The organism is Bradyrhizobium sp. S3.2.6 (assembly GCF_040546885.1).
GTDB lineage: Bacteria > Pseudomonadota > Alphaproteobacteria > Rhizobiales > Xanthobacteraceae > Bradyrhizobium > Bradyrhizobium cytisi.
Genome location: NZ_JBEPOS010000001.1, coordinates 99,056 through 115,173 on the forward strand (window position 1 = coordinate 99,056; position 16,118 = coordinate 115,173).

Consider the following 16,118-nt stretch of genomic DNA (forward strand, 5'->3'; position numbering starts at 1 on the left):
CAGCTAATGTCAGCCCTTCCCCATCGCCGCGATCGCGTCCGCGATCTCGATCGTGCGCTTCGCCATGTCGGCGTGCAGGCGCTCGACCATCGCACCATCCAGCCGGATCGCGCCGCGCGAGACGTTTTCCGGCAGCTCGAACGCTGCGATGATCTTTCGGGCGCGCGCGACTTCCTCCTCGGGCGGGGTGAAGATGGCGTTGCAGGCTTCGATCTGAGAGGGGTGGATCAGCGTCTTGCCGTCGAAGCCGAGATCGCGGCCTTGCGCACATTCGGTGGCAAAGCCGTCGGGATTGTTGATGTCGCTGTAGGGGCCGTCGAGAATCTCGAGGCCGTGGGCGCGCGTCGCCAGGATGCAATGGGTGATCATCGGGATCATCGCGGCGCGGCCGGGCAGCATCTTGATCCGCGTCTCGCGCGAGATGTCATTCGGGCCGAACACGAAGCCGGAGAGGCGCGTCTTCGGATCGCGGCCGGCTTCGGCCAGCTCCTCGGCATGCAGCACCGCGCGCGCGGTCTCGATCATGGCCCAGACCTTCACGGTCGGCGCGGCGCCGAGCTCGGCGAGATGGCGGCCGATGGTCTGGAGATCCTCGATACTTGAGACCTTCGGAACCAGGATGCCATCGGGCGAGGCCTTGGCGGCCATCGCCACGTCATCGGCCCACCATTGCGTGTCGAGGCCGTTGGTCCGGATCAGGACCTCGCGCTTGCCGAACCCTTTTGCGGCGATCGCGGCGGCGATGCCGTCGCGCGCCACCGCCTTGGCGTCGGGAGCGACGGAATCCTCGAGGTCCAGGATCAGGCCGTCGGCGGGGAGAATCCGCGCCTTCTCGAGGGCGCGAGGGTTCGAGCCGGGCATGAACAAATGGCTGCGGCGCGGGCGGGTCATGCGACGTTCCTTCCGGTTTGCTCGTCTCTATTATGGCCGAAGCCGATAGCACCTGGCCTGCCTATTCGAAAGGCTTGTTCGCGCTATCGGTATATGATTAGGCATAGGCCATGACCGCGTTCCCGAAGCATTTGCTGGAAGGCTACCACGCCTTCGCCACCCAGCGGCTGCCGGCCGAGCAGAACCGCTATCGCGAGCTGTCGGTGAAGGGACAGTTCCCGGAAGTGATGGTGATCGGCTGCTGCGACAGCCGTGTCGCGCCGGAAACCATCTTCGACGTCGGCCCGGGCGAATTGTTCGTGGTCCGCAACATCGCCAATCTGGTGCCGGTGTATCAGCCCGACGGCAACGCGCACGGCGTCTCGGCCGCGCTGGAATATGCCGTGAAGGTGCTCAAGGTGAAGCACATCGTCGTCCTCGGCCACGCGCAATGCGGCGGCATCCGCGCCTTCGTCGACAAGATCGAGCCGCTGACGCCCGGCGATTTCATCGGCAAATGGATGCAGATGTTCATCAAGCCGGGCGAGGTGGTCGAGCAGCGCGAGCGCGAGACCATGGCGCAATTCGTCGAGCGCATCGAGAAAGCCGCAGTGTTCCGCAGCCTGGAGAACCTGATGACGTTCCCGTTCGTGCGCAAGGCGGTCGAGAGCGGCGAGATGCAGCTGCACGGCGCCTATTTCGGCGTCGCCGAGGGAACGTTGTTCGTGCTGGACCAGGCGGCGAAGGAATTCAGAAGCGTGCGCGACGCGGCGTAAGCCTTCCGCGGCTTGGCTCGAATTCGTAGGGTGGGCAAAGGCGCAACGCGCCGTGCCCACCATCTTTTCCGGTTGTTACGAAAGTGGTGGGCACGCTTCGCTTTGCCCACCCTACGGACTGCCGCCTCAAATGCGATCGTCGTCCCGGACAAGCGTAAGCGCAAATCCGGGACGACGAGAGGAGTGAGCGAAGCCTTACGCCGCCTTCTTCTTCGCGCTGATCAGCTTGCGGTTGATCAGGACTTCCGCGATCTGAATCGCATTGAGGGCTGCGCCCTTGCGTAAGTTGTCCGACACGCACCACAGCACGAGGCCGTTCTCCACCGTCGCGTCCTCGCGGATGCGGCTGATATAGGTCGCGTCCTCGCCGGCCGCTTCATACGGCGTGGCGTAGCCGCCAGCCTCCTGCTTGTCGATGACGAGGCAGCCCGGCGACTTGCGCAGGATGTCGCGCGCTTCGTCGGCGCTGATCGGGTTCTCGAACTCGATGTTGACGGCTTCGGAATGGCCGACGAACACCGGCACGCGCACGCAGGTGGCGGAGAGCTTGATCTTGGGATCAAGAATCTTCTTGGTCTCCGCCATCATCTTCCACTCTTCCTTGGTGTAGCCGTCCTCCATGAAGACGTCGATGTGGGGGATGACGTTGAAGGCGATGCGCGTGGGAAACTTCTTATTGACCAGCTCCTGGTTGGTGTAGACGGCCTTGGTCTGCGAGAACAGCTCGTCCATCGCGTCCTTGCCGGCGCCCGAGACCGATTGATAGGTCGAGACCACGACGCGCTTGATCGTCGCCTTGTCGTGCAGCGGCTTCAGCGCGACCACGAGCTGCGCGGTCGAGCAATTCGGGTTGGCGATGATGTTCTTCTTGGCGAAGCCCTTGGTGGCGTCGGCGTTCACTTCCGGCACGATCAGCGGCACGTCCGGATCCATGCGCCAGGCCGAGGAATTGTCGATGACGACGGTGCCGGCGGCGCCGATCTTCGGCGACCATTCCTTCGACACCTCGCCGCCCGCCGACATCAGGCAAATGTCGACGTCGGAGAAATCGTAATGCTCGAGCGCTTTGACCTTCAGGGTGCGGTCGCCATAGGAGACCTCGACGCCCATGCTGCGGCGTGACGCCAGGGCCACGACCTCGTCCGCAGGAAATTTGCGCTCATCGAGGATATTGAGCATTTCCCGTCCGACATTGCCGGTCGCGCCGACGACTGCGACTTTGTAACCCATCGTTCACTCTCCGATGAAAAAGCCCGTTCCTGAAGCTGACGCTTAAACAGGAAGAGCAGCGCTTCTATGCGAGAACCGGCCTCAAGACAACGTTGGACCATGCCTGAAGGCCGTGGATGCAGTCGCCTGAGGCCGGCACGGCCGCAACCCCCACCCAGATCCATCTGGCGCTCGCCAATTTCGCCGACGAGGTCGTCGGCACGCTGGCGCGCCTGCTTGCCTATGTGGGGACGCTCGCCCTGTTTGCCATCCTCGCGCTTGCGGGTCTCGGCCAGCTGCCGGATCTGCGCGACGATGGGCCCGGGGAAAAGCCCGGCTGGGCTGTCGCGGAGCGCTCGCACCCGGCCTTTGCCCTCAACCGGCTTGATTCATCCGAGAAAACAGCCTCTTACACCATCCTACGGCACCCCGAAGGCGGTCGCCGCGACGTGATGCGCTGGACCGGCGATGCTGACAAGCCCGTGGCCGAGCTCGAGATCTACCGGGAAGGCAGCGAATTCGACGTGACGCGGCCGGCGACCGCGGGCCTCGCCGTCCAGATGGGCCTGGGTGCGGAGACCGCGCTCGAGCAGGCCGGCCTGATCGACACCAAATTCGGACCGGTCGCCCTGTTCCGGCCATCAGGCACAGCGGATGGGACGCCGGCGTGCCTCAGCTACCTCAAGCGCAACGAGGAGCCGGGCTTGCAGATCTCCGGCTTCTCCTGCCAGGGCGACACCATGCCGGCCCGGCGGGCGGCGATCGCCTGCACCCTGAACCGGCTGACGCAGCTCGCCTCGGGCAACGAGCCAAAGCTCGCGGAATTGTTCGCCCATGCGGAGCTGAAGCGCCGCGCCTGCGATTCCCAAGGCTCCTCCCAAGGCTCCGCCGACTGGCTGCTGGGCGCCGCCAACGCACAATTGCGCGGCGCGCTTTGACCGGCATCAAGCTCAAGTCACTGGTATCGATGCAACTTTTGCCGGCACGCACGATTATTCCGGCGTGGTGTGACTGAATTGACCTAGTTGCGACCGCCCCGGCCGGGCTAGTATGGGGTGAAATCGACTGGCGGCTTGCCGCCTGAAGGGGACGTGATGAGCTCGAATTTTTTTGCCGCGAACAGACTGGCGACGTTGCTTGCGGCGGGCGCCGTGGTTGGGATGGCCTTCGCGACACCGGCTTCGGCCGATACCAGGACCAAGCAGCGCTATGACGATCGCGGCCGGCCCGTTTACGGTCCGAGCGGCCCCAATGCGGTCTACCAGCAAGGCCGCACCCGTATCTATGTGAGCAAGCGCTCCTGGCTCGACGGCGGCACCGAGGTCAATCCGGGCGACCGCAAGTTCAGCGACTACGCCTTCCCGCCGGCCGTCGGCTATCCGACCTTCGCCCGCGAGAACAACAACCGCCCGATCGATCGCCAGCCGCTGCCCACGCCGGCCGATCTCGGCGGCTATCCGCAGAATTTCCCGCTCTACTGAAGCGGACGTCACGACCGAATCAAAAAGCCGGGCTCACGCCCGGCCTTTTTGTTTTTTGAGATCTTGTAGGGTGGGCAAAGGCGCCCTTGCGCCGTGCCCACCATCTCTCCGCAGTCTCAATAAAAATGGTGGGCACGCTTCGCTTTGCCCACCCTACGATTGCGGTGCTTGCCGCTTACGCGTGCAGCTTCTGCAATTCCTTCAGGATCGCTTCGCCCATCTGCGTGGTCGAGGCGGCGGTGGTGCCTTCCGACTTGATGTCGGCGGTGCGCAGTCCGCTGGCGAGCACGGCGGCGATCGCGGCGTCGACCTTGTCGGCGAGCGCGCCCATGTCGAAGGAATAGCGCAGCGCCATGCCGAACGACGAGATCATCGCGATCGGATTGGCGAGGCCCTTGCCGGCAATGTCGGGCGCCGAGCCGTGCACGGGCTCGTACAGCGCCTTGCGCTTCTTGCTCTTGACGTCGACCTCGCCGAGCGAGGCCGAGGGCAGCATGCCGAGCGAGCCGGTCAGCATCGCCGCGATGTCGGACAGCATGTCGCCGAACAGATTGTCGGTGACGATGACGTCGAACTGCTTCGGCGCCTTCACCAGCATCATGCCGCCGGAGTCAGCAAGCTGGTGCTCGAGCGTGACGTCAGGGTATTCGCGCTTGTGGACCTGGGTCATGACCTCGTTCCAGAGCACGCCCGACTTCATGACGTTGCGCTTCTCCATCGACGTCACCTTGTTGTTGCGCTTCCTGGCAAGCTCGAAGGCGACGCGGCCGATGCGCTCGATCTCATAGGTGTCGTAGACCTGGGTATCGATGGCGCGCTTCTGGCCGTTGCCGAGATCGGTGATGGTCTTGGGCTCGCCGAAATAGACGCCGCCGGTGAGCTCGCGCACGATGACGATGTCGAGGCCTTCGACCGCCTCGCGCTTCAGGCTCGACGCGTCCGCCAGCGCCGGATAGCACACGGCCGGGCGGAGGTTGGCGAACAAGGCGAGATCCTTGCGCAGGCGCAGCAGGCCGGCTTCGGGGCGCACCTCGTAGGGCACCGCATCCCATTTCGGGCCGCCGACCGCGCCGAAGATGATGGCGTCGGCGGCCAGCGCCTTGGCCATGTCGCCCTCGGAGATCGACACCTTGTGGGCGTCATAGGCCGAGCCGCCGACGAGGCCGGTATCGGTCTCGAATTTGGCGATCCCGGCCGAATTGAGCCAATCGATCAGCCGCTTCACCTCGCCCATCACCTCGGGGCCGATACCGTCGCCGGGGAGCAGCAGCAATTTGTGGGTCGCCATGGTCGTTTCCTTCTTGATCCTCTGTCATTCCGGGGCGCGAGCAAAGCGAGCGAGCTCTGATGCGCAATTGCGCATCAGAGAATCCATCGGGCCACACAGCAAGTGGCGGAATGGATTCCGGGCTCGCGCCAAGAGGCGCGCCCCGGAATGACAGGTCGGCGGGAGTGCTAGAGCGGCGTTGCGCGCTTGGCAAGACACCATTGCCGCCGCGCCGCTGTGCAAGGCGGGCGGGGCCTGCCACACTGCGTCGGCCGGAGAACCCCTTGCACGCTCCTGACCGCCATCCACCCGACGCACATCCCGCGCGGCTGATCCTGACCCTGTCGCTGGCCGCGACCGTCGGGCTCGGCATCGGCCGCTTTGCCTATGCCCTGGTGCTGCCTGACATGCGGGAGGACCTCGGCTGGTCCTACTCGGCGGCCGGTTTCATGAACACCATCAACGCCGTCGGCTACCTCGTGGGCGCGCTGGCGGCGTCCCGGCTGATCCAGCGGGTCGGCTGGGCGACGGCGATCCGCGGCGGAACATTGGCCTGCCTCGCCGCGCTGGCCACCTGCGCGCTGACAGGGAATTTCATCGCACTGAGCCTGGCGCGGCTGGTGCTCGGTGTCGGCGCCGCGGCGGGCTTCGTCGCCGGCGGCGCATTGGCTGCGACGATCGCGCAGTCGCGCCCGGAGCGGGCCAATTTCCTGCTGAGTCTCTTTTATGCCGGCCCCGGCATCGGCATTCTTTCCTCCGGGTTGATCGCGCCGTTCACGCTGCAGCATTTCGGGCCGGGCTCGTGGTGGATGGTGTGGTGGGCGCTGACATTGCTGTCGGCCGCAATGACCGTGCCGCTGTTCCTGGTCCGGATCGAGAGCGGCGCGCGTTTCCACGAAGGCAGCCACGCCGCCTTCGCGATTCGTCCCGTGCTGATCTATCTCGCCGCCTACTTCCTGTTCGGCGCCGGCTACATCGCCTACATGACCTTCATGATCGCCTATGTGCGCGACGGCGGCGGCGGACCCGCGGCGCAGGCGGGATTCTGGAGCCTGATCGGCATGAGTGCGTTCGTGACGCCCTGGGCCTGGCGTCGCGTGCTCGCGCTCGACCGCGGCGGTCTCGCCACCGCGATCATCCTCGGCACCAATGCGATCGGCGCCGGCCTGCCGATGCTCGGACACTCGACGGCGTGGCTCGCAACCTCGGCGGTGGTGTTCGGCGTCGCCTTCTTCGCCGTGGTCGGCTCGACGACGGCCTTTGTCCGCTTCAACTATCCGCCCGAGGTGTGGCCGCGCGCGATCGCGGCGATGACGATCTCGTTCGGCGTCGGCCAGACGCTCGGGCCCATCGTGGTCGGCGCGATCACGGATGCGCTGGGGAGCCTGAGTTACGCGCTGAATGTCTCGGCGGGGTTGCTGGCGTTGGGGGCGGTGGCGGCGTTGTGCCAGCGGAAGGTGGGGCCGACACCTAGCTCCCACTAAACGAATTATATCCCTGGTCTTCCCAGTAGCCGCCCTTGTAGTCGTTGGTGACTTCCATCGAGACCACGTATTTCGGGTTCTTGAAGCCGAGCTTGGTCGGCACGCGGATCTTCATCGGAAAGCCGTAGGCGCGCGGCAAGATTTCGTTGGCGTATCTGAACGTCATCTGCGTCTGTGGATGCAGCGCGGTGCGCATGTCCAAAGGCGAGTTGTAGCCGTCCTTGTCGGCGCACTGGAACCAGACGTATTTCGCGCGCGTGTCGGCGCCGATCAGCTTGAGGAAATCGCGCAACGGCGTGCCGGTCCAGCTGCCGATTGCGCTCCAGCCCTCGACGCAGATGTGACGGGTGATTTGCGTGACCTGCGGCAGCTTGTAGAGCTCCGGCAGCGTCCACGACTTCTTGTCGTCGACGAGGCCGCGCACCTCGAGCTTCCAGGCGTCGCCATCGACGTCCGGAGCGTCGTCGAGATCGTAATAGGCGTTGAACGGGAACGGCTTTGTAATCGCGCTCTCGGGAAACGTCGGCGCCAGCGCGTCGGGATTGAAGATGAAATCCTGCACGGCGTCGTTGAACTTCGAGACCTTCGCCAGCAGTGCTTCGGCGGAAGAGGAATCGACCACGTCGCAGCCGGTGAGCAAGGTCAGCGCGCCGAGGCTGGCGCCGCCCGCGATGAAGCGGCGGCGGGTGACATCCGGCATGGTCTTGAGGGAGTCCTTGATCAGCAGCCGCTTGTCGACGCCGGGGATCAGGAATGAACGCTTGGCCATATCTGCTCTCCCTCTCTAGCGACCGATGATCATCGCGCGCAGGCTCTTCGGCACCAGCAGCGCGAGCAGCACGTGAATGACGATGAAGGCGCAGATCGCGGCCATGCAGAAGAAATGGACGTAGCGCGCGGTCGGATAATCGCCGAACAGCGTCACCAGCCAATGCAATTGCACCGGCTTCCACATCGACAGGCCGGACAGCACGATCAGCACGCCGACGACGATGATGCCGGCATAGAGCGCGCGCTGCACGTAATTGTAGACGCTGAGATCGTCATGGCTGAGCTTGAAGGTCAGGGCAGCCCGGACGTCGTGGAGCACGCCAGATGGCGTGATCGGCAGCAGCTTCTTGGCGAAGCGGCCGGTGGCAAAACCGGTAATGAGATAGGCGAGGCCATTGATCATCAGGAGCCACATCGCCGCAAAGTGCCAGAGCAGACCGCCGCCGAGCCAGCCGCCCAGCGTGTATCCGCGCGGGAAGCTGAAACCGAACAGCGGCGAGGCGTTGTAGATCTGCCAGCCCGACAGGATCATCAGGATCATCGCGACGGCGTTGGTCCAGTGCATCACCCGGACCCAGACCGGCTGGATCGTTTTGGCCGGGGTGGCCCCGACGTGCTCGTCGGTGACTGTGAGGCTTGCCATGATGGTTCCGTCCTGAACGTCGTCTGATGCCGATTATACGCCGATGCTTCCGCTTTCGTTACGCCCCTGCGGGCATCGAATCGATACCGCCGGACTCTGGTGGTCACAAAAAAGCGAGCCGGGCACCCCCCGGCTCGCCGTTTCGTCGCATCCGGGTTGGGGGATGAAACCGGACCTCGCGGTGTTACGTCGCCGGCATCAGCACGGTGTCGACCACATGGATCACGCCGTTGGACTGGTTGACGTTGGAGATCGTCACCATCGAGGTGCCGCCCTTGGCGTCGACGATCCAGACCTTGCCGTCCTGCTTCTTGATCGTGAGCTCCTCGCCCTCGACGGTCTTGAGCTTCTTGCCGTCGGTGAGGTCGGAGGCCTCGAGCTTGCCGGCCACCACATGATAGGTGAGGATCTTGGTCAGGGTCGCCTTGTTCTCGGGCTTGACCAGGGTGTCGACGGTGCCGGCCGGCAGCTTGCCGAAGGCGGCGTTGGTCGGCGCGAACACCGTGAACGGGCCCTTGCCTTCCAGCGTCGGCACCAGGCCGGCCGCCTTCACCGCCGCCACGAGCGTGGTGTGGTCCTTCGAGTTGACGGCATTCTGGACGATGTTCTTCGAGGGGAACATCGCGGCGCCGCCAACCATGACGGTCTTTTCCTCGGCGCGGGCCGGCGCGATGATTGTCGCGGTGATGGCCAGCGCGCTGAAGGCTGCGGCGGTGAGATAGGCAATGCGCTTCGACATGGAGAAACTCCCGATGATTGTGGCCAGCGGTGTGCCCGCCGGCGTTTGCGTTGGGGCAACAACGGCACCTGCGACAGTTTGACGTGAAGCAGTCACGCGTCGTTGGTCCGAACTACGGGAGCGTCTGCGAAACGGTTTCGAACAATAATTTATCGTGATGCGTGAAACTATGCTCGGGGGAGTTCGTGTAGTGGCTCCGCCGTCATTGCGAGGAGCCCTTGCGACGAAGCAATCCAGACTACCTCCGCCGATACATTTCTGGATTGCTTCGCTTCGCTCGCAATGACGAACTCGGGGCTCCGACCGCGCCTCAATCCCTGCTCAACGGCGTCTGGATGAAGCCGCGATTATGCGTCGGGCTGATCAGGAGCTCGTTGATGCAGACGCGCGGCGGCATCGACGCGATGAACGCGATGGTGCGGCCGAGATCTTCGGACTGCAGCATCATCGCCTGCTCCTCCGCGCTCGGCACCACCGGGCGCAGCTTCAGGATCGGCGTCGCCACCTCGCCCGGCATCAGGCAGCAGGCGCGCAGGCCGTTGACGCATTCGTCCATGTTGAAGGAATGGGTCAGTGCCAGCACCGCATGCTTGGTCGTGGTGTAGGCCGGGCCCGGCATTTTCGAGACGTGGCGGCCGGCCCATGACGAGACGTTGATGATCGAGCCGTCCTGCTGCTTGCGCATCGTCGGCAGCACCGCGCGCATGCAATAGAGCACGCCGTTGAGATTGACCTGGACCAGCCTGTCCCAGCCGTCCAGTTCCATGTCCTTCCAGCTCCGCTTGGGGACATTGATGCCGGCATTGTTCACGAGCAGATCGATCCGGCCGTGCTTCGTGGCGATGTGATCGGCCGCCTTCTGGGCCTCAATGGCGTTTGAAACGTCCAGCGCCAGCGCCTCCGCGGTCCCGCCGGCCCTGGCAATCTTCGCGACCACGGTCTCGAGGGCGTCCTTGCGGCGGCCGGAGACCACGACGATCCAGCCATCGGCCGCGAGCGCCTCGGCGCCGGCCTCCCCGATCCCGCTGCCGCCGCCCGTGACCCAGGCCACGCGTTTCCCGTTTTTTGCCATGCCAACTGTCTCCGTTGCTTCTTCGGGGCGGTTTTTGCTAATCCAGCCCTCGGTTTTGACCGGCCTTGTCAATCTTGCGGTCGAGGAAATCTTGCATGAACCAAGCAGCCAACGCCAATCTGTTTTCCCGCCTGTTCGACGGCCTCGATAACCCTGCGCGTCTCGCCATCGAGACGCAGGACGGTGCCCGTATCAGCTATGGCGATCTGATCGCGCGGGCCGGGCAGATGGCGAATGTGCTGGTCGCGCGCGGCGTGAAGCCCGGCGACCGCGTCGCGGTGCAGGTGGACAAGTCGGTCGCCAATATCGTGCTGTATCTCGGCACGGTCAGGGCCGGCGCGGTCTACCTGCCGCTCAACACCGCCTATACGTTGAATGAGCTCGACTATTTCATCGGCGACGCCGAGCCCTCGCTGGTGGTCTGCGATCCCTCCAAGGCCGACGGCCTCGCCCCGATCGCCGCCAAGGTGAAGGCCAAGGTCGAGACGCTTGGACCTGACGGCAAGGGCTCGCTGACGGATGCCGCAGCGGCGGCGAGCAGCGAGTTTGCGACGGTCTCGCGTGCCAACGACGATCTCGCCGCGATCCTCTACACGTCGGGCACCACCGGCCGCTCCAAGGGCGCGATGCTCAGCCACGACAATCTCGCGTCGAACTCGCTCTCGCTGGTCGGCTATTGGCGCTTCACCGACAAGGACGTGCTGATCCACGCGCTGCCGATCTACCACACCCACGGCCTGTTCGTGGCGACCAACGTGACGCTGTTTGCGCGGGCGTCGATGATCTTCCTGCCGAAGCTCGATCCGGACCTTATCATCAAGCTAATGGCGCGCGCCACGGTGCTGATGGGCGTGCCGACGTTCTATACGCGGCTGCTGCAGAACCCCGCGCTGTCGCGCGAGACGACCAGACACATGCGGCTGTTCATTTCGGGCTCGGCGCCGCTGCTGGCGGAAACCCATCGCGAATGGTCGGCGCGCACCGGCCATGCTGTGCTCGAGCGCTACGGCATGACCGAGACCAACATGAACACGTCGAACCCCTATGACGGCGAGCGCGTGCCCGGCGCAGTCGGCTTGCCGCTCCCCGGCGTCACCGTGCGCGTGACCGAGCCCGAGACCGGCAAGGAGCTGCCGCGCGACGAGATCGGCGTGATCGAGGTCAAGGGCCCGAACGTCTTCAAAGGTTATTGGCGCATGCCGGAGAAGACCAAGTCCGAATTCCGTCCCGACGGCTTCTTCATCACCGGCGACCTCGGCAAGATCGACGACAAGGGCTACGTCCACATTCTCGGCCGCGGCAAGGATCTCGTGATCTCCGGCGGCTTTAACGTCTATCCGAAGGAGATCGAGAGCGAGATCGACGCCATGCCCGGCGTGATCGAATCCGCCGTGATCGGCGTGCCGCACGCCGATTTCGGCGAGGGCGTCACCGCGGTGCTGGTCTGCAACAAGGGGGCTGACGTCAGCGAAGCCGCAGTGCTGAAGGCGCTCGACGGGCGCCTGGCAAAGTTCAAGATGCCCAAGCGCGTCTTCGTCGTCGACGAGCTGCCGCGCAACACCATGGGCAAGGTGCAGAAGAACGTGCTGCGGGATACGTACAAGGATATTTACGCGAAGAAATGAGGGGGCTTTTGCTCTCTCGCCGTCATTGCGAGGAGCTCGCGACAAAATTGCGAAGCAATTTTGCGCTGATGCGACGAAGCAATCCAGACTGCTGCCGCGGAGAGATTCTGGATTGCTTCGCTTCGCTCGCAATGACGGACTTTGTGGCGACTACTGTCCGCCCACGAGACTCATCACAAACCGGCTGCCGACGATGAAGAGATAACAGCCGAACGCAACTTCGAGCGTGCGCTTCGACATGGCGTGCGCAGCTCTCACACCGAGCGGCGCGGTCACAAGACTCATCGGCATCACCAGCACCGCGCCGATCAGCGAGACATAGCCGAGCGCGAACGGGATTTGCAGGGCCGCAACGGCCGGATAGGTCGCCGCGGCCGGCCAGCCCGCATAGACGTAGCCAAGCGCACCCGGGATGGAGATCAGCACTGCGAGCGCCGACGACGTCGCCACCGCCTGATGAATCGGACGGCCGTAGAACGTCATCAGCAGGTTCGAGAACAGGCCGCCGCCGATGCCCATCAGCGTCGATAAAATGCCGACGCAGAAGCCGTAGATGCGCATCAACGGCCCTTCTGGCAGATCGTTGCCGAGCTTCCAGGTCTCGCGCGCGAAGATCAGGCGCACGGCGGCCGACCAGGCGACGCCAACGAACACGATCTTGAACAGCCGCTCCGGCGCGTAACGCGCGACCACGCTGCCGGCGACGACGCCGATCAGGATCGGCAGCCACCACACGCGCAGGATCGACATATCGACCGCTCCGCGCTTGTAATGGGCCTGGAACGAACGGATCGATGTCGGGATGATCACGGCTAGCGAGGTGCCGACGCAGAGCGGCATGCGCACGTCGAGCGGCACGCCGGCGAGGCGGAAGCATTCGTAGAACACCGGCACGAGGATCGCGCCGCCGCCGATGCCGAACACACCGGCGAGAAATCCGGACAGCGCGCCGACTGCGATCAGCAGCAGCGCGAGCTCCACGATTTCCGCGATATCGAGACCTGCAATCACCCGGACCTGCCCCGCAGCTTCTCCGGTTCGTCCGTTCGGAATGAGCCGCGCAACAATCTGTAGGCGATCCGATTTGCATGGTCGACACGCCACGCCTCCCGGCTGGGGTGGAATGCAGGGTGCGCATATCCGCCGCCTGACGGAAAATCGATGCGCAAGGCGGAAATTGGAAAGGGCGCATCGTCCGGCCGCGCGGTGCCGAACATCATGAACTGCCTGGTTCGAACGGTGGCAGCCGGTCGGCGGCTTGGAGCCGTTCCAATAGCGATTTCAATGCGCCTCGACGGGTCGCCCAAAGGATGAATTTATATTCTATCCTTGGCCGGTGCACCATCGCTGTGGTATACCAAGCCCCTGATTGGCTTGTCGCATCAACGCCGTAGAGCTGAACGATGGTTCGATTTATGTCGATTTGGTGATTGCGCAGGCCAAATCGACTCCGTAAATAGAGCCGACCTTTCGCGATCCCCGCGTGCCCCCTGCTGGGCCGCAATAGACATCAAAAGCCCATGACCGCACGGATCGAACGACCGCTTTCACCACACATGCAAGTCTACCGCTGGACGTTGACGATGGCGCTGTCCATCGTCCATCGCGCCACCGGCATTGCCCTGTACTTCGGAACCCTGCTGCTGGCCTGGTGGCTGATCGCAGCCGCCTCGGGCCCTGCCGCCTACGCCCACGTCCAGGGCTTCACCGGCAGCATCATCGGCCGGCTGATCGTGTTCGGCTACACCTGGGCGCTGATGCACCATATGCTGAGCGGCATCCGGCACTTCGTTTGGGATCTCGGCTATGGATTCAAGGCCAATGAGCGTGAAGCGCTGACCTGGGGCGCACTGATCGGCGGCATCGCCCTAACGGTGCTGGTCTGGATCATTGCCTACGCGATCGGAGGTGGACGGTGAGCACAGCCGATACCCCGAAGCGCAGCATGCGCACTCCGCTCGGCCGCGTCCGCAACCTCGGTGCTGCGCATTCCGGCACATCCGACTTCTGGCGCCAGCGCCTCACGGCGGTGGCGATGACGCTGCTGATGATCCCGGTGCTGGTCATCATCATGATGCTGCTCGGCCGCAATCAGGCCGGCGCCAAGCAGATCCTCGGCTCGCTGCCGGTCGCCATCATCATGCTGCTCTTCATCGTCGCCAGCGCCTGGCACATGAAGATCGGCATGCAGGTCGTGATCGAGGATTACGTGCATAACGAGAAGCTGAAGCTCATCTCGATCATGCTCAACAATTTCTTCGCGGCCGCGGTTGCGCTCGCCTCGATCTACGCGATTCTCCAACTTTCATCCGGAGTGTAATCCATGACAACCGGAAGATCGGCCACAGAGACGAATGGCAAGGGCAACGCCGCTCCCGCCACCAACGGAAAAGCCTATCCGATCGAGGACCACACCTATGACGTCGTCGTGGTCGGTGCCGGCGGTGCGGGCCTGCGCGCCGTGGTCGGCTGCAGCGAGGCCGGCCTGAGGACGGCCTGCATCACCAAAGTTTTTCCGACGCGCTCGCACACGGTTGCGGCACAGGGTGGCATCTCGGCCTCGCTCGGCAACATGCACAAGGACGACTGGCGCTGGCACATGTACGACACCGTGAAGGGGTCGGACTGGCTCGGCGACCAGGATGCGATCGAATACATGGTGCGCAACGCGCCCGAGGCGGTCTACGAGCTCGAGCATTGGGGCGTGCCGTTCTCGCGCACCGAGGACGGCAAGATCTATCAGCGTCCGTTCGGCGGCATGACCATGGACTACGGCAAGGGCCAGGCACAGCGCACCTGCGCCGCCGCCGACCGCACGGGCCACGCCATGCTGCACACGATGTACGGCCAGTCGCTGCGCCACGCGGCCGAGTTCTTCATCGAGTTCTTCGCCATCGACCTGATCATGGACGACCAGGGCACCTGCCGCGGCGTCGTCGCGCTCAAGCTCGATGACGGCACGCTGCACCGCTTCCGCGCCCAGACCGTGATCCTCGCGACCGGCGGCTACGGCCGCGCCTACGCCTCCTGCACCTCGGCACACACCTGCACCGGCGACGGCGGCGGCATGGTGCTGCGCGCCGGCCTGCCGATGCAGGACATGGAGTTCGTGCAATTCCACCCGACCGGCATCTACGGCTCAGGCTGCCTCGTCACCGAAGGCGCGCGCGGCGAAGGCGGCTATCTCGTCAACTCCGAGGGCGAGCGCTTCATGGAGCGCTATGCGCCGTCCGCAAAGGACCTGGCGTCACGCGACGTCGTCTCGCGCGCGATGACCATCGAGATCCGGGAGGGGCGCGGCGTCGGCAAGAAGAAGGACCACATCTTCCTTCATCTCGACCATCTCGATCCCGCAGTGCTCGCCGAGCGCCTGCCGGGCATCTCCGAATCCGCCAAGATTTTCGCCAATGTCGACGTGACGCGCGAGCCGATCCCGATCGTGCCGACCGTGCACTACAACATGGGCGGCATCCCGACGAACTATCACGGCGAAGTGCTGACCAAGAGGGATGGCGACGATAACGCCATCATCCCCGGCCTGATGGCGATCGGCGAGGCCGCTTGCGTCTCCGTGCACGGCGCCAACCGCCTCGGCTCGAACTCGCTGATCGACCTCGTCGTGTTCGGCCGCGCGGCTGCACTGCGTCTTGCCGAGAAGCTGACGCCGAACGGCAAGCAGCCCGAGCTGCCGGCGAACTCGTCCGACCTCGCGCTCGGCCGCCTCGACCATTACCGCTACGCCTCCGGCGGCACGCCGACGGCAAAGCTGCGCGAAGGCATGCAGCACGTGATGCAGAATAACTGCGCCGTGTTCCGCACCGGCGACATCCTGAGCGAAGGCCAGAACCTGATCGAGAAGGTCCACAGCGGCATCACCGATATCGCCGTGTCCGACCGCTCGCTGGTGTGGAATTCGGATCTCGTCGAGACGCTCGAATTCGACAATCTGATCGCGCAAGCGGTGGTGACGATGAATTCGGCCGCCAACCGCACCGAGAGCCGCGGCGCGCATGCGCGCGAGGACTTCTCCGCGCGCGACGACAAGAACTGGATGAAGCACACGCTGGCCTGGCTCGACGACAACGGCAAGGTCAAGATCGAGTACCGCCCGGTTCACGACTACACCATGACCAACGACGTGCAGTACATCCCGCCCAAAGCGCGCGTGTACTGAGCGAACA

At 64.4% G+C, this 16,118-nt stretch carries 16 protein-coding genes; 8 read left to right on the forward strand and 8 right to left on the reverse strand.

All coding sequences use genetic code 11. The features are described from left to right. Positions 1–9: 9 nt before the first annotated feature. Positions 10–891 carry an HpcH/HpaI aldolase/citrate lyase family protein gene (locus tag ABID58_RS00470; protein WP_354031143.1) on the reverse strand — a complete coding sequence of 294 codons (882 nt, stop codon included), beginning with the start codon at positions 889–891 and terminating at the stop codon, positions 10–12. Between the two features lie 110 nt (positions 892–1,001). Between ABID58_RS00470 and ABID58_RS00475 the strand changes: the two genes are divergently transcribed. Continuing rightward, positions 1,002–1,646 (forward strand): carbonic anhydrase, encoded by a 645-nt coding sequence (locus tag ABID58_RS00475; RefSeq protein ID WP_354031144.1) that lies wholly within the window; start codon positions 1,002–1,004, stop codon positions 1,644–1,646. A 195-nt stretch (positions 1,647–1,841) separates the two neighbouring features. Here the strand turns inward: ABID58_RS00475 and ABID58_RS00480 are convergent, their stop codons facing one another. Next, a complete protein-coding gene (locus tag ABID58_RS00480) occupies positions 1,842–2,876 on the reverse strand; it encodes an aspartate-semialdehyde dehydrogenase (protein ID WP_354031145.1) in 1,035 nt (344 codons plus the stop codon). Positions 2,877–2,992: 116 nt separating this feature from the next. Between ABID58_RS00480 and ABID58_RS00485 the strand changes: the two genes are divergently transcribed. Further along, complete coding sequence (locus ABID58_RS00485; protein WP_354031146.1) at positions 2,993–3,793, forward strand: hypothetical protein; 801 nt, start codon at positions 2,993–2,995, stop codon at positions 3,791–3,793. Between the two features lie 156 nt (positions 3,794–3,949). Then, the gene (locus tag ABID58_RS00490) at positions 3,950–4,336 is read left to right on the forward strand and encodes a hypothetical protein (RefSeq protein ID WP_354031147.1); all 387 of its coding nucleotides are present in this window, start codon (positions 3,950–3,952) and stop codon (positions 4,334–4,336) included. Positions 4,337–4,511: 175 nt separating this feature from the next. Here ABID58_RS00490 and leuB read toward each other — a convergent pair whose 3' ends face one another. Beyond that, the gene (leuB, locus tag ABID58_RS00495; protein WP_354031148.1) at positions 4,512–5,624 is read right to left on the reverse strand and encodes a 3-isopropylmalate dehydrogenase; all 1,113 of its coding nucleotides are present in this window, start codon (positions 5,622–5,624) and stop codon (positions 4,512–4,514) included. Positions 5,625–5,887: 263 nt separating this feature from the next. On the opposite strand from leuB, the gene ABID58_RS00500 reads away from it, so the two are divergent. After that, complete coding sequence (locus ABID58_RS00500) at positions 5,888–7,087, forward strand: YbfB/YjiJ family MFS transporter (RefSeq protein WP_354031149.1); 1,200 nt, start codon at positions 5,888–5,890, stop codon at positions 7,085–7,087. On the opposite strand, the gene ABID58_RS00505 is transcribed toward ABID58_RS00500, so the two are convergent. The 4 genes from ABID58_RS00505 to ABID58_RS00520 all read right to left on the reverse strand — a co-directional run bounded on the left by ABID58_RS00505 (position 7,074) and on the right by ABID58_RS00520 (position 10,312). After that, a complete protein-coding gene (locus ABID58_RS00505) occupies positions 7,074–7,856 on the reverse strand; it encodes a molybdopterin-binding protein (protein ID WP_354031150.1) in 783 nt (260 codons plus the stop codon). The two genes, ABID58_RS00500 and ABID58_RS00505, sit on opposite strands and share 14 nt — an antisense overlap. Positions 7,857–7,871: 15 nt before the next feature. Next, positions 7,872–8,501, reverse strand: coding sequence for a cytochrome b/b6 domain-containing protein (locus ABID58_RS00510; RefSeq protein ID WP_148756065.1), 630 nt, complete (start codon positions 8,499–8,501; stop codon positions 7,872–7,874). 184 nt (positions 8,502–8,685) lie between these two features. Next, on the reverse strand, positions 8,686–9,240 hold the full coding sequence (locus ABID58_RS00515) for a fasciclin domain-containing protein (RefSeq protein WP_354031151.1): 555 nt from the start codon (positions 9,238–9,240) through the stop codon (positions 8,686–8,688). Between the two features lie 310 nt (positions 9,241–9,550). After that, entirely contained in the window at positions 9,551–10,312 is a 762-nt protein-coding gene (locus tag ABID58_RS00520) for an SDR family oxidoreductase (RefSeq protein WP_354031152.1), read from the reverse strand. 95 nt (positions 10,313–10,407) lie between these two features. On the opposite strand from ABID58_RS00520, the gene ABID58_RS00525 reads away from it, so the two are divergent. Further along, the gene (locus ABID58_RS00525; RefSeq protein WP_354031153.1) at positions 10,408–11,937 is read left to right on the forward strand and encodes a malonate--CoA ligase; all 1,530 of its coding nucleotides are present in this window, start codon (positions 10,408–10,410) and stop codon (positions 11,935–11,937) included. 150 nt (positions 11,938–12,087) lie between these two features. Here the strand turns inward: ABID58_RS00525 and ABID58_RS00530 are convergent, their stop codons facing one another. Beyond that, positions 12,088–12,948, reverse strand: a complete 861-nt coding sequence (locus tag ABID58_RS00530) for a sulfite exporter TauE/SafE family protein (RefSeq protein ID WP_354031154.1) — start codon at positions 12,946–12,948, stop codon at positions 12,088–12,090. 509 nt (positions 12,949–13,457) lie between these two features. Here ABID58_RS00530 and sdhC point away from each other — a divergent pair. The 3 genes from sdhC to sdhA are packed head-to-tail and all read left to right on the forward strand — an operon-like array spanning position 13,458 to position 16,111. Continuing rightward, positions 13,458–13,856 carry a succinate dehydrogenase, cytochrome b556 subunit gene (gene sdhC, locus ABID58_RS00535; protein WP_148756059.1) on the forward strand — a complete coding sequence of 133 codons (399 nt, stop codon included), beginning with the start codon at positions 13,458–13,460 and terminating at the stop codon, positions 13,854–13,856. A 26-nt stretch (positions 13,857–13,882) separates the two neighbouring features. Then, complete coding sequence (sdhD, locus tag ABID58_RS00540) at positions 13,883–14,257, forward strand: succinate dehydrogenase, hydrophobic membrane anchor protein (protein WP_187435438.1); 375 nt, start codon at positions 13,883–13,885, stop codon at positions 14,255–14,257. A 3-nt stretch (positions 14,258–14,260) separates the two neighbouring features. Next, a complete protein-coding gene (sdhA, locus tag ABID58_RS00545) occupies positions 14,261–16,111 on the forward strand; it encodes a succinate dehydrogenase flavoprotein subunit (RefSeq protein ID WP_354031155.1) in 1,851 nt (616 codons plus the stop codon). Positions 16,112–16,118: the final 7 nt, after the last annotated feature.